The following is a 14,006-nucleotide window of genomic DNA, read 5'->3' on the forward strand; positions in this document are numbered from 1 at the left end:
GCGCATAAAGCCCATCAGGTGCGATCGGCGGAAAAGTGCCACTTTCTCCCATGGCGAGGAACGTCCCTATGCGGAAACGAAACCGAAAACTGGTCGGCGCGGCGGTGATGACGACGGTGATGACGACCATGCTGGCCGCGTCCCTTGTCGCCGGTGAGGTCGGAGGGGTCGCCTCGGCCGCCACCACCGGACCCCCACGGGAACGCGCGGTGAAGGTGAAACGGTTCGAACCACCGACGCCGGGCAAGGTGCCCAAGGTCAAGGCGTGGCGACCCGAGCGGCCCGTGTGGCCCGGGCGGGAGAGCGCCGACGTCGTCCTGCCCGCAGTACCGGACGGTGCGGCGGGCAGGAGCGCCGACGGCGGTACGGCGGTGCGCGCGGGCGGGCTGCCGGTGTGGCTCGCGGCCACGGCCGGCCACGGCCCGGCGACCGTGAGGGTGGAGAACCTCTCGGACAGGCAGGGCGGTGACGCCCTGACGCTGCGCCTGACCCGTACCGACAAGGCCCAGAGTGCCGAAGACAAGGTGCGGCTCACCGTGGACTACCGGGGCATGGCCTCGGCCGTCGGCGGCGACTGGGCCTCCCGGCTGCGGCTGTGGAGCGTCTCCACGTGCGTCCTCACCCCGGCCCACACGGCCTCCCCCGCTCCCGAGCACACCGCCGCCTCCACTCCCACACCGCCCGGGACCCCCGTCCCCGCGGGCACAGGGACCAGGACCCCCATCCCCGCCCCGACCGGGCCCGTCCCCGCCCTCACCCCCACCCCCAGCACCGTGCCCCTACCACGCGTCACCTCCACGGCCACCCCCGTGGCCACCCCCACCCGCATGTCCTCCGGTCCCACCCCCGGCTCCCTGCCCCTGCAGCCCCCCGACTCCCCGGCCGTCTCCCCGACCCCCGACGCGGCCCCGACCGGGGCGGCTCCCGGGTGCGGCCCCGTCGAGCTGCCCTCAACCGTGGACAGGGACAAGGGCACGGTCAGCGCCCAGGTGAACGCCACCGGGCTGGTCATGCTCGCCGCCGACTCCTCCGGCCCCACCGGGGACTACGCCGCCACCTCGCTCACCCCGTCGTCGACGTGGAACACCGGCGGCAACAGCGGCGACTTCACCTGGTCCTACCCGATGCGGGTGCCGCCCGGCCTCGGCGGACCCGAGCCGCAGCTCACGCTGTCGTACTCCTCGGCACGCGTGGACGGCCTCATGGCCGCGGCCAACACCCAGCCCTCCTGGGTCGGGGAGGGCTTCGACTGGCACCCCGGCTTCATCGAACGCCGCTACGGCGCCTGCTCCAAGGACATGGAGAACGGCGCGAACAACCAGGCCGAGACCGGTGACCTGTGCTGGGTCACCGACAACGCGACGCTGTCACTGCCCGGCCACTCCGGTGAGCTGATCAGGAACGGCGACCGCTGGCACCTGCGCGACGACGACGGCCTGAAGGTCGAGCGGCGCACCGGCACGACCAACGGCGACGACAACGGGGAGTGGTGGGTCGCCACCGACACCGACGGCACCCAGTACTGGTTCGGCGGACGCGCGGGCTCGCAGTCCACGCTGAGCGTGCCGGTCTTCGGCAACCACGACGGGGAGGCGTGCCACCAGAGCACCTTCGCCGCGTCGAGCTGCCGTCAGGCCTTCCGCTGGCAGCTCGACTACGTGGTCGACACCCACGGCAACACGATGCGCGTCTCCTACGCCAAGGAGACCAACCGCTACAGCCGCAACTCCACCACGACGGACGCCGCCGACTACGACAGGGCGGGCTACCCGGAGAAGATCGAGTACGGCACGCGCGGCCTGGACGACGCCCCGCAGATGCGGGTGGTGCTCGGCACGGCCGACCGCTGCCTGGCCGACTGCGGGACCAAGGACGCCGCCCACTGGCCGGATGTGCCCTTCGACCAGGAGTGCACCGCCTCCCCGTGCAAGCCGCAGCAGATCTCCCCGACCTTCTGGACGACCAAGCGGCTCTCGACCGTCACCACCCAGGTGTGGAACACCGCCGGGACCGCCTGGCGTGACGTGGAGTCGTGGACCTTCGACCACACCTTCCCCGACCCCGACGACCGGGGCTCGGGCACCTCGGTCACCCCCGTGCTGTGGCTGAACACCATCACCCACACCGGCCGGGCGAGCACCGAGACCGGTTCGGCGGTGACGCTGCCCAAGGTGCGGTTCACCCCCAAGCTGCTGCCCAACCGCGTCGACACCGCGGGCGACCAGTACCCGGCGATGAACAGGTACCGGATCGGTGCGATCAAGATGGAGACCGGGAGCACGATCGACGTCACCTACGCCGGCGCCGACTGCGTCGCGGGCACCAGGACGCCCGCCCTGGACAACCTGCACGACCACGGCCTGCGGTGCTACCCGGTCAAGTGGACGCCGTCCGGCCACACCGAACCCATCACCGACTTCTTCCACAAGTACGTGGTGTCCCAGGTGACCCAGGCCGAGGCGACCGGCTCCTCCCCCCGGACGATCACCGGCTTCACGTACGGCGGCGCCCCCGCCTGGCACTACACCGACGAGGACGGCCTGCTCCAGGACGACGACAAGACCTGGTCGGTGTGGCGCGGCTACGGCCTGGTCACCAGGACCACCGGTGAGGGACCCACCCGCGTCCTGGAGGAGACCCGCTACTTCCGGGGGATGAACGGCGACCGGCTGCCCTCGGGGACCCGGTCGGTGACGATGCCCGCCGCGGGCGGCGCCCCCGCGACGGCCGACGAGGACGCCTTCGCCGGCATGGTCCGCGAGGTCGTCTCCCGCGACGTCAACGGTGTGGAGATCGGGGCCACGGTCTACCGACCCTGGCAGTCGGACCCGACCGCCAGCCGTACGATCGACGGTTCGACGGTCCACGCCCGCCTCGTCGACAACGGCGCCACCTACACCCGTACCACCAGGGACGGCGGCAGGGCACCCCGTATGACCACCTCCTTCACCGAGTTCGACGCCTACGGCATGCCGGTGTGGGCCGAGGACAAGGGGGACGACGCGGTCACCGGCGACGAGGAGTGCTCCACCACCGAGTACACCCGCAACGCCGGCATCTGGCTGGTCGACCGGGTCTCGCGCGTGCGCAGCTTCGCGCTGGACTGCGCCACGGCCAAGGCCAAGGTGACCGCGGGCACGGTGACCGAGACGGACCTGATCACCGACGTGCGCACCGCCTACGACGGCGCCACGGCCTGGGAGGGCGCGCCCGCCCCGACCAAGGGCGACGTCACCCTGGTCGAGTCGGTCAAGGCCCTCACCGGGTCCACCTGGTCGTACGTGACCGACAGGAAGGTCACCTACGACGCCTACGGGCGGGTGCTGACCGAGACCGACGCGCGCGGCGCCACCGTCACGACCGCGTACACGCCCGCCTCGGGCGCGCCGCTCACCGGGAAGACGGTCACCGGCCCGCTCGGCTGGACGACCGTCACCGTCCTCGACCCCGCCCTCGGCCTTCCCCGGACCACGACCGACGCCAACGGCCGGGTGACCGCCCTGGCCCACGACGGCCTCGGCCGGTTGACCGCGGTGTGGCTGCCGGGCAACGACAGGTCGTCCAACGCCGACAAGCCGTCGATCGGCCACGCCTACCAGGTGAGCGACACCGGGCCGATCGTGGTGACCAGCAGGAGGCTCAACCACGCGGGCGACTACATCACCTCCTACGCCTTCTACGACAGCCTGATGCGTCAGCGACAGACGCAGAGCGCCGACGCGGCGGGTACGGCCGACCACGTGGTCGTGACCGACACCTTCTACGACTCGGCCGGACGTGTCCTCAAGACGCACAACCCCTACCTCGCTGACGCCGCGCCCGGCCCGACGCTCGTCGTGCCCGCGCAGGACGTCCCCTCGGCCGAGTACACCCTCTTCGACGCCGCGGGCCGTACGAGCGCCCAGGTGCACCTGGTGGACGAGGCTCCCGCCAGCCCGGGAGGGGTCGACGAGCGCTGGCGCACGGTGTTCGGCTACGGAGGCGACCGTGAGGACGTCACCCCGCCGGCGGGCGGCGTCGTCACCTCGTCGGTGAAGGACGCGGCCGGACGGGTCGTCGAGACGCGTCAGTACCGCACCGGGAACGTCGCGGGCAGCGCGGCCGGATTCATCAGGACGTCGTACGCCTTCGACAACAAGGGCAGGCTCGCCAAGACGACCGACGCCGAGGGCAACGAGTGGCTCTACACCTACGACCTGCGCGGTCGCCTGGTCGGCAGCACCGACCCCGACATCGGGACGGTCACCAAGACCTACGACGACGCCGGTGACCTGGTCACCGCGACCAACGCGAGCGGCCAGGTCACCGCCTTCACCTACGACGCCCTCGGACGTAGGACGACCGTCAGGGACGACTCGGTCACCGGCGACAAGCGTGCCGAATGGGTCTACGACACGGTCGCCAAGGGACAGCTCTCGAAGTCGACCAGGTACGACGGCACCGACCAGTACACCAAGACGATCACCGGGTACACCGTCGGCTACCAGCCGACCCAGGTGGTCTACGGCATCCCGGCCGCGCAGACGGGCCTGAACAACACCTACACCTACGTCAACACCTACTGGCCCAACGGCCTGCCCAGGACCACCCGCCTGCCCGCCGTCGGCACTCTCGGCCAGGAGGAGCTGAGCCACGGCTACGACGCGCTGGATCTGCCGACCACGCTCGGCACCACCATGGGCGGCAGCTACGTGACGGGGACCGACCACACCAGCTTCGCCGAGGTCTCCAAGATCAAGCTGAGGAACAACGCGGGCAGGACCGCCGACATCTCCCGCGTCTACGAGAGCGACACCCGGCGCCTGGAGACGATCAAGACCGTGAAGGAGAGCTCTCCCGCCGTCGTCTCCGAGCTGAGTCTCGCCTACGACGCCGGGGGCAACGTCACCCGGATGTCGGACCTGGCCGGCGGCGACACCCAGTGCTTCGGCGTCGACTTCCTGCGCAGGCTCGAACAGGCGTGGACGCAGACGTCCACGACGTGCGCGCAGACGGTCAGCGCCGGGGTGGTCGGCGGGACGAACCCGTACTGGCAGTCCTACACCTACGACGACATCGGCAACCGGACGCAGATGGTCAAGCACGGCACCACCTCCGGTGACGCCGTCACCACCTACACCGTGCCGGACGGCGCGCACCGGCTGAGCGCCTCCTCGACCACCGACGGCGTGGGCACGAGCTCGACCGCCCACACCTACGACGCCTCGGGCAACATGAAGACCCGTTCGTCGGCCGCCGGGACCCAGACCATGACCTGGGACAGGGAGGGCCGCCTGACCTCCGTGCAGGACGGCACCGGCACGACCGGCTACGTCTACGACGCCGACGGCGGCCGGCTGGTCCAGCGTGATCCGGCCGGGGCCACGCTGTACCTGCCGGGACAGGAGCTGCGCTACACCACCTCGGGCGGGGCCAAGACCGGCACCCGCTACTACTCCCACGGCGGACAGGTCGTCGCCACCCGTTCGGGGAACACCTCGACGACCGTCAGCTGGCTCAGCGGCGACCAGCACGGCACCGCGGGCAACGTCATCGCCAACACCGACACCCAGGCGGTCGCCGTACGCCGCATGACCCCGTTCGGCGAGGCGCGCGGCCTCACCGGGACGTGGCCGACCTCCATGAACAAGGGGTTCGTCGGCGGGACCATGGACGAGACCGGGCTGACCCACCTCGGCGCCCGGGAGTACGACCCGGCCATGGGCCGGTTCATCTCGGTGGACCCGCTCATCGACATCAAGGACTCCCAGCAGGTCAACGGCTACACCTACGCCAACAACAACCCGCTCTCCTTCACCGACCCCGACGGGCTGATCCACCGCTCGTGCCCCGACGGCGAGTGCAGCGACGGCAAGGGCGGCGCCCACCAGAACCGCGCCCACAACCCGGCGCACGACTACAACCCGCCCTACAACCCCGGCTTCAAGGGCGGTCCGTGCGGTGCCAGGCCGTGTCCCACCGCGGACAACGCGGACTGGGGGCCGCAGGGCGCCCGCCCGCGCGGCGACAACATGTCGCCTCTGAACGGTGGTCCGTGCGGTGCCCGGCCCTGCCAGGAGTACGAGGTCGCCCCGATGGGCTGGGACCGGAAGATCGACAATTCGGAGCCGGCGCCCTTCTGCGTCGACGGCCTCTTCAACTGCGCATGGGAGGGCGCCTGGGCCAACATACTTCCCCCCTCGAACCACATCCTGAAGCAGATGGGGCACGACCTCACTCCCGACTACATCTCGGTCGACTACACGGCGATCGTGCCCACCGGCCGTATGGGCGGAGCCGGGGGAACGGCGGGGCTCACGATCACCAGGTACGGCCAGGTGACCGTCAACGAACCACGTGGCAGTCTGGGCGCTCCCGGCTTCGGCGGGAGCGCACGGCTGGGCTGGACGAACGGCGGCAACGACCCCGCGTCGGTCAACGGCTTCGTCCAGGGCGAGGCCGCGAGCGCCGGGATCGCGGTGCCCGCCCACCGCCTGTTCGGGGTCGCCGTCGCCGGGGTCGCCTCCGTGGCCGACCCGAGTCAGCAGGCCGTTGAGTTCGGCGTCGTGGGCATGCCCCCGCCGACGAAGGTGGGCGTCGTGACGGCGGTGACCTTCGGAAGGTACTGGTTCACGATGCCCGGCGGCCGGTGACCGGTCACCTCTGACGTCCCTCCCGGTCCCACGGGGCCGGGAGGGACCCTGGCCGGGGCGTCACGGTCCTGCGGGACCGGCCGCGACGGCTGTGGCCGTACGGACGAAGGCGGCGACGGCCGGTGACCGCGACTCCCTCGGCCAGGCCAGGACGAGGGTGAGCGGCGGGAGGTCCTCGACGGGCCGGTAGACGACGCCGGGGCGCGGATGGCGCCGGACGACCGAGGCGGGTGGGAACCAGACGATGCTTCCCACCTCGATCAGATTGAAGATCTGGGCCAGGTCCAGGGTCCTCGACCTGGGCCCGGCCACCGCCCCGCGCGGACGCCGGTCGTCGTCGCCGGGAACGGGCGGGAGGCCCTCCCGGTCGGCAGGGGTTCCGTCGGGCAGGACCCGGTCGGACAGATCGGCCAGCCGCAGGCGGGGGCGGGCGGCCAGCGGATCGGCCGCGGCCAGGGCGACCAGCCGGGGTTCGGTCAGCAGCGGTTCCACGTCGAGACCGTGGTCGTCGAAGGGGGCGGGCAGCAGCGCGACGTCCGCGCGGCCGTCGCGCAGCGCGGGCGCCTGCCCTCCCCGCCCGCCCAGCACGAGCCGTACCGGCAGGGCCGCGGCCTCCTCCCGGTAGCGGGTGAGGATCAGCGGCAGCAGCCCGCCGTCGTAGTCGGCCTTCAACGCCAGCCGCAGTTCGGGTTCGGGCCGACCGGCGTTCCTGGCTCGTCGTCCGGCGGCGGTGACCGCGTCGAGCGCGGTCCTGGCGTCGCGGAGCAGGACCTCGCCCGCCGAGGTCAGCGCGACCTGGCGGGTGGAGCGCGTCAGCAGCGACACACCCAGCTGCCGCTCCAGGTTCCGGATCATCCTGGACAACGGCGGTTGCGCCATACCGAGCCGCTCCGCCGCGCGCCCGAAGTGCAGTTCCTCCGCGACGGCCACGAAATACCGGAGCTGACGGACTTCAAGGTCATTCATACCCGTAAGGTATCAATCGCCACAAGATCGGTCCTTCAGCTTCGGTGCGGCCCCCGGTTGACTGGGCGGCGTTCCCTCAACCAACCCTTCCATGGAGCTTCCATGATCGTTGTCACCGCGCCCACCGGTCAGATCGGCCGACAGGTTCTCGGCCGCCTGCTGGCCGAAGGTGAGCACGTCCGCGTGATCGTCCGTGACGCCGCCCGCCTGCCCGCCGGGGCACGCGAGCGCGTGGAGGTCGTCGAGGGCTCGCACCGCGACCTCGACGTGGTCACCAAGGCCTTCGCCGGAGCCGACGCCGTCTTCTGGCTGGTACCGCCCAACCCCCGGGCCGAGAGCGTCGAGGCCGCCTACCTCGACTTCAGCCGCCCGGCCTGCGAGGCGTTCACGGCCCAGGGGGTCGCGCGGGTGGTCGGCGTCTCCGCCCTGGGCCGGGGTACGGCGATGGCCGGCAAGGCCGGTCACGTGACCGCGACGCTCGCCCTGGACGACCTGATCGCGAGCACGGGCGTCGCCTACCGGGCCCTGGCGCTGCCCTCGTTCATGGACAACCTGTTGCGCCAGGCCGAAACGATCAGGGACCGGGGCGTGTTCACCGCGCCGGTCTCCGGGGACCTCAGGGCTCCGACCTGCTCGACCGGTGACATCGCCGCGGTCGCCGCGGAACTACTGCGCGACGACACCTGGACCGGCGTCGAGGAGGTCCCGGTGCTCGGCCCGGAGGACCTCTCCCACAATGACATGGCGCGGATCATGTCCGAGGTGCTGGGCCGCCCGGTCCGCTTCCAGCGGGTCCCGGACGAGGACTTCAGGGCCAGGCTGGTCGGCTTCGGGATGACCGATGCCGTGGCCCGGAGCATGCTCGACATGATGCGGGCCAAGGAGGCCGGTCTCGACAACGGAGTGTCCCGCGCCTCGGGGGGCGGTTCCCCCACCGGCTTCCGTCAGTGGTGCCAGGAGGTGCTCAGCCCCGCCGTCCTCGCCTGAGCACTACGGCCGGGAGGCGGTTCATGAGGAGGGCGCCGATCTTCACCCAGGGAGACCTACGGTGCGGTCATGCGGCGCTTATGTGGAATCGTCCTGCTGGTCATCGGAGTCATGAGCGTTACGGGCTGCACGCCCCGCGTGGTCGGGATGACCGGAATCAGTGTCGACCCCCAGGGGCATCCCCTCATCGTCCTGGCCTGGTGCGGCGACAACGCACCCGAGGGGGCGCGCGTCGCCCGCTTCGACCCCCATCGGATACTTCCTGCTCCCCGAGAACACGAACGCCGGGATCACCTTTCCCCCTGAGTGATGTCCACGCCCCACGGCCGGAGCTTGTCGGGGTTGCGGACCGCCCAGATGTGGGTGATCCGGTGGTCCGTGATCTCGAACGCGAAGACCGTCATGGTGACGCCGTCCTCCTGGGCGACCAGGCCCGGCTGGCCGTTGACCGTGCGTTCGAGGAGCGTCTGGCCCTGGAACCTGTCCCGGAGGCGGAGCAGGGAGCGCACGATCCGCTCGGCGCCCTCGACCGGGTGAAGCGCGGCCTTGACCACGCCGCCGCCGTCGCTGGTCACCGTGGCGCCGGGGTCGAGAAGACCGATGAGGGCGGTGACGTCCCCGGCCTCCAGGGCGTGCTTGAAGTCCTTGACGATCCGGGCCTGCCGGGAGGCCGGGGCCGCGGGGGTGTGCGCGTCGCGGATGCGACGGCGGGCCGACGAGGCGAGCTGGCGGCAGGCCGCCGGGGTACGGCCGACGATCTCGGCCACTTCGGCGAAGGCGTAGCGGAAGACGTCATGCAGGATGAACGCCACCCGTTCGGCCGGGGTCATCGACTCAAGCACGACGAGGAAGGCCATGTTGACCGACTCGTCCAGGGTGACCCGGTCCGCCGGATCGACGCTGGTCCACTCCGTGGGTTCGGGCAGCGGCTCGGGAACCCACTCACCCACGTAGGTCTCCCGCCGGACCCGCGCCGAGGAGAGCACGTTGAGACAGATCCGGCTGGCGACCCTGGTCAGCCAGGCCCCCGGCGACACGATGGCGTCCTGCTCCGGCCGGGACATGGCGTACCAGCGGGCGTAGGTCTCCTGGACGACGTCCTCCGCGTCGGCCAGGGAACCCAGCATCCGGTACGCCAGATTGATCAGCTGACGCCGTTCACCCATGATCACGCTCAGGCCGGGATCAACCGGTTCCGACGGAATGGCCATGGTGCCTCCGCACCCCCTTCGTTCGTCTCCGCCCTCATCCGTCCGACAGGACAGCGTGGCGAACTGTGAGGTCCTCACACATCGGGCCTCCACGCTGTCGGACGGGGCAGGTCAGGAATCGAGAAGGGAAACCTCCCCATGTCCACACCTTCCCACCGGGTCGTCGTCATCGGAGGCGGCTACGCGGGCACGCTCGCGGCCAACCGTCTGCGTGCGCACCCCGGCATCGACATCACGCTGGTCAACCCCCGCCCGGAGTTCGTCGAGCGGATCCGGCTGCACCAGCTCGTGGCCGGTACCGGCGAGGCCACGGCGGGCTACGACACACTGCTCGGGGAGGGCGTCCGGCTGGTCGTCGACAGCGCCACCCGCATCGAAACGGCCACCCGCACGGTACGGCTGGCCTCGGGCGAGGCGCTGCACTACGACCACGTCGTCTACGCGGTCGGCAGCACCGGGGCGATCCCGGCCTCGGTGCCCGGCGCGGCCGAGTACGCCTTCGACGTCGCCGAACTGGAGTCCGCACGACGGCTGCGCGCTGGCCTGGAGGAGCTGGCCCCGGACGCCCCGGTCACCGTGGTCGGTGGCGGCCTGACCGGCGTCGAGACGGCCGCCGAACTCGCCGAACAGGGACGGAAGGTCACGCTGGTGTGCGGCAGGACGCTGGCGCCCTCACTGAGCGAGCCGGGCCGCAGGTCAACGGCAAGATGGCTGACGCGGCACGGCGTGGCGGTGGTCGAGGGGGCCACGGTGCGCGAGGTACGGCGGGACGCGGTCGTCTTCGACGACGGCGGGGTGCGCGCGAGCGCGCTGACCATCTGGGCGGCCGGTTTCGGCGTGCCGGGTCTGGCCGCCGCGAGCGGGCTGCGCACCGACGCGCTCGGCCGGTTGCTCACCGACGAGACGCTGACCAGCCTCGACGACGAGCGTGTCGTCGCCGCCGGGGACGCCGCAGCCCCATCGGGACAGCCGCTGCGGATGAGCTGCCAGGCCGCCGCGCCGCTCGGGGCGCGGGCCGCCGACACGGTGCTGAGCCGCGTCGAGGGTGTCGCCCCGGCGTTGATCGACCTGGCCTTCGTCGGGTCGTGCGTCAGCCTCGGCCGCCACGCGGGTGTCCGGCAGTTCGCCCGCAAGGACGACACCGCGACGAACCTCTACTTCGACGGCCGGGTGGCGGCGATGTACAAGGAGTTCACCTGCAGGTTCGCGATGTCGAGGATCCGCCGCGAGGCCCGCAGGCCGGGTTCCGCGACCTGGTTCAAGGGCGGCCCACGGAGCGACGCCGCCCTCAGATGAGACCCGCGTCGTGGGCGAGAAGCGCGATCTGGGTGCGGTTGTCCAGACCGAGCTTGGTGAGGATGCTGGAGACGTGGCTCTTCACCGTCGTGACGCCCATGGCGAGTTCGGCGGCGATGTCGGCGTTCGACCGGCCCCGCGCGATCGCGAGGGCCACCTCGTGCTCGCGCGGGGTCAAGGTGGCCAACGTGGCACGGGCCCGTTCGTAGGAGTCGGCATGGGTGAGCGTGCGCTCCACCAGCCGCCGGGTGACGCCCGGCGACAGGATCGGGTCACCCGCCGCGACCCGGGTGACCGCCTCGACGATCAGCGCGGGCGGGGTGTCCTTGAGCAGGAACCCGCCGGCGCCCGCGCGCAGCGCGTGCAGGATGTTCTCGTCGGTGTCGAAGGTCGTCAGCACGATCACCTCCGGCGGGCGTGTCCTGACGCGCAACCGGCGGGTGGCGGTGATGCCGTCCACCCGGGGCATCCGCAGGTCCATCAGGACGACGTCGGGGGCGTGGGCGTCGGTCTCGGTGATCGCCTGCATGCCGTCGGCCGCCTCACCGACGACGGTTATGCCCGCGGCGCCGTCCAGCATCATGGACAATCCGGCGCGGACCAGGGCGTCGTCGTCGACCAGAAGCACACGAATCACGCGGGCCATGGTAACCACGCCCGGAGCAGGAACCGCCCATCGCTCTCGTGGTGGTCGAGCCGCCCGCCCGCCAGCCGTACCCGCTCGGTGAGCCCGACCAGGCCGACGCCGCCACCGGGCGGGGCCGGGGGCGCGTCCGGGGAGGGCAGCGGGTTGGTGACGGTTATCGTCAGGCGGGTTCCCGGGGAACCGTCCAGCGACACCTCGACCGGCCGGCCGGGGGCGTGCTTGCGGGCGTTGGTCAGCCCCTCCTGGACGACGCGGTAGCCGGTCCTCCCGACGGCGGGCGGCACGTCGCCGGCGGTCTCGTCGCTGAGGTACACGCTCTGGCCCGCCTGCCGCGCCTCGTCGGCCAGCCTCGGCAGGTCGGCCAGCGTGGGCCAGGGCTCCCGCCTGTCCGAGAGCCCGCCCGGGAGGTCGTCCGAGGAGTCGTCCTCCTCACGCAGCAGGCCGATGACCTGGCGCAACTCCTCAAGCGCCTGGTGCACCCCGGAGCGGACCACCCCGGCGGCCCGGGAGAGCCGCTCGGGGGAGGAGTCGGGACGATACTCCAACGCCCCGGCGTGGGTGGCCACCAGCGAGAGGCGGTGGGCCAGCACGTCGTGCATCTCCCTGGCGAGCTTGCGGCGCTCGGCCGTCCGCGCCTCGGCGACCTTCCTGCCCTGTTCGGCCTCGGCGCGGTGGGCGCGTTCACGCAACGAGGCGAGCAGGGCGCGGTGGGAGCGGGCCAGCGTCCCCCAGCCGAGGAGCGCGCCGTACGAGGAACAGATCAGCAGCAGCCACCAGCCCAGGGAGATGCCGGAACTGGGCCGCCACAGGCCCTGGACCAGATGGGCCGCGGCACCCGCGACCGCCACCCCGGCGGCGAGGGGAAAACGCCCGCGCTGGGCCACCTGCAGCGCGCCCATCGTCGCCGCGGGCGTCCCCGTGGGGGAGACCGCGGCCAGGAGCGTGGCGGCGAGCGCCCCGGGGACCGGCCACCACAGCTGGGCGAGCGCCGCGACCAGGCTCGCCACCGCGACCGCGACGTCCAGCCACATCAGGGCCCCGCCGCTCAACCCCCACAGCGTCGCGCCGGTGAGCGCTCCGATCCCGAGGACCACACCGGCGACCGCCGCCGACCACGGGGACAACATCTCGCTCATCGGCTCAGGCTAACCACGGGTACGGCGACGCCGTCACCTACCAAAGGAGGACCCCGGCCCTGCCGGGGGAGGGCCGGAGGCGGCCACGCGCCGGATGTGGCGGACCACCCGGCCGGGCCATCCTCCTCGGCATGAACATCTCCGGTGGAAGACACCTCAGCACCGTGCTCGTCGCCCCCGTCGCCGCCCTGGCCGTCTGGATCCTGGCGGTTCCCGTGAGCGGGACGAGGGTGACCGTACGGATGGGCGAGGAAACACAGACTCTGGGCCCGGTGCCGGTGGTCGTGGCCGGTCTGGTGGCCGGGCTCGCCGGCTGGGCGCTCCTGGCCCTCCTCCGGCGCCGGGTCTCCCGGCCGCGCCGTACCTGGACGATCGTCGCGGTGACCGTGTGGCTGCTGTCGTTCCTCGGCCCGCTGGGCAGCTCCGTCGGCGGCGGGACCATGCTCGTGCTGCTCCTGATGCACCTGGTCGTCGGCGCCGTCATCGTCGTGGGCCTGGGCCGGGCTCCCGGGGAGGAACGGGGGTGAACCGGTGGCCCGGTCGTGCTCTCACCGGTTCCTGCGGCGCCGGTGGTAGGCGTACGCGGTGACGCCGAGCAGGGGTCCCCACAGCAGCAACGGCAGGTAGCAGACGTAGAAGGCCGCGGCCTCCCAGCCGCCCGCCTCGGTGGGGAAGGCCGAGGGGATCGGCTCGCCGCGCAGGGTGACTCCGGCGAAGTGGGTGGCGAAGGTGATCGTCCACACGGTCGTCAGGACCACGGCGCCGAGGGCCGCCGGGACGATGACGAACAGTCTCGGTATTCCCCGGCCACGCAGTCCCGGGACCCAGCGCGGGAACCGTTCACCCCAGGCGGCGACCAGTCCGACCGCCGTGAACGCCACCAGTTCCGACACGATCGACAGCAGGACGACGTACGCTCGTTCGCCGACGCCGACCCCGCCGTCGAACACGATGGGCAGCCGCCAGAGGCCGGACGGCAGCACCGTGAACGGCACGGCGTAGGCGGTGATCCGCGCCCAGCGGGGAACCCCGGCCACCGGGGTGTGGGCCGCTCTCCACATGGCACGCGTCGGGCCACCGGCCGGTGGCGCGTCGGTTCTCGTCATGCCGCTCACGCTATGAACGGCCAGGC

9 protein-coding genes are annotated in these 14,006 nt (G+C 71.9%); 4 read left to right on the forward strand and 5 right to left on the reverse strand.

What is annotated here, in order from left to right:
- Positions 1-68 precede the first annotated feature (68 nt).
- Positions 69-6,632 (forward strand): RHS repeat domain-containing protein, encoded by a 6,564-nt coding sequence (locus ABT340_RS38965; RefSeq protein WP_352015959.1) that lies wholly within the window; start codon positions 69-71, stop codon positions 6,630-6,632.
- 60 nt (positions 6,633-6,692) lie between these two features.
- On the opposite strand, the gene ABT340_RS38970 is transcribed toward ABT340_RS38965, so the two are convergent.
- Positions 6,693-7,598, reverse strand: coding sequence for a LysR family transcriptional regulator (locus ABT340_RS38970; RefSeq protein WP_352015960.1), 906 nt, complete (start codon positions 7,596-7,598; stop codon positions 6,693-6,695).
- A gap of 102 nt (positions 7,599-7,700) precedes the next feature.
- On the opposite strand from ABT340_RS38970, the gene ABT340_RS38975 reads away from it, so the two are divergent.
- On the forward strand, positions 7,701-8,585 hold the full coding sequence (locus ABT340_RS38975; protein WP_352015961.1) for an NmrA family NAD(P)-binding protein: 885 nt from the start codon (positions 7,701-7,703) through the stop codon (positions 8,583-8,585).
- A 290-nt stretch (positions 8,586-8,875) separates the two neighbouring features.
- Here ABT340_RS38975 and sigJ read toward each other — a convergent pair whose 3' ends face one another.
- On the reverse strand, positions 8,876-9,796 hold the full coding sequence (sigJ, locus tag ABT340_RS38980) for an RNA polymerase sigma factor SigJ (RefSeq protein ID WP_352015962.1): 921 nt from the start codon (positions 9,794-9,796) through the stop codon (positions 8,876-8,878).
- 138 nt (positions 9,797-9,934) lie between these two features.
- On the opposite strand from sigJ, the gene ABT340_RS38985 reads away from it, so the two are divergent.
- Positions 9,935-11,092 (forward strand): NAD(P)/FAD-dependent oxidoreductase, encoded by a 1,158-nt coding sequence (locus ABT340_RS38985; protein WP_352015963.1) that lies wholly within the window; start codon positions 9,935-9,937, stop codon positions 11,090-11,092.
- On the opposite strand, the gene ABT340_RS38990 is transcribed toward ABT340_RS38985, so the two are convergent.
- Positions 11,085-11,738, reverse strand: coding sequence for a response regulator (locus ABT340_RS38990; protein WP_352015964.1), 654 nt, complete (start codon positions 11,736-11,738; stop codon positions 11,085-11,087). The two genes, ABT340_RS38985 and ABT340_RS38990, sit on opposite strands and share 8 nt — an antisense overlap.
- Positions 11,726-12,874, reverse strand: a complete 1,149-nt coding sequence (locus ABT340_RS38995; protein ID WP_352015965.1) for a sensor histidine kinase — start codon at positions 12,872-12,874, stop codon at positions 11,726-11,728. The genes ABT340_RS38990 and ABT340_RS38995 overlap by 13 nt, the downstream gene beginning before the upstream one ends.
- A gap of 131 nt (positions 12,875-13,005) precedes the next feature.
- On the opposite strand from ABT340_RS38995, the gene ABT340_RS39000 reads away from it, so the two are divergent.
- On the forward strand, positions 13,006-13,401 hold the full coding sequence (locus ABT340_RS39000; RefSeq protein ID WP_352015966.1) for a DUF6069 family protein: 396 nt from the start codon (positions 13,006-13,008) through the stop codon (positions 13,399-13,401).
- Between the two features lie 21 nt (positions 13,402-13,422).
- Here ABT340_RS39000 and ABT340_RS39005 read toward each other — a convergent pair whose 3' ends face one another.
- Positions 13,423-13,980 (reverse strand): hypothetical protein, encoded by a 558-nt coding sequence (locus ABT340_RS39005; protein WP_352015967.1) that lies wholly within the window; start codon positions 13,978-13,980, stop codon positions 13,423-13,425.
- Between the last annotated feature and the right edge of the window lie 26 nt (positions 13,981-14,006).

The sequence above is a fragment of the Streptosporangium sp. NPDC000239 genome, assembly GCF_040300765.1.
GTDB lineage: Bacteria > Actinomycetota > Actinomycetes > Streptosporangiales > Streptosporangiaceae > Streptosporangium.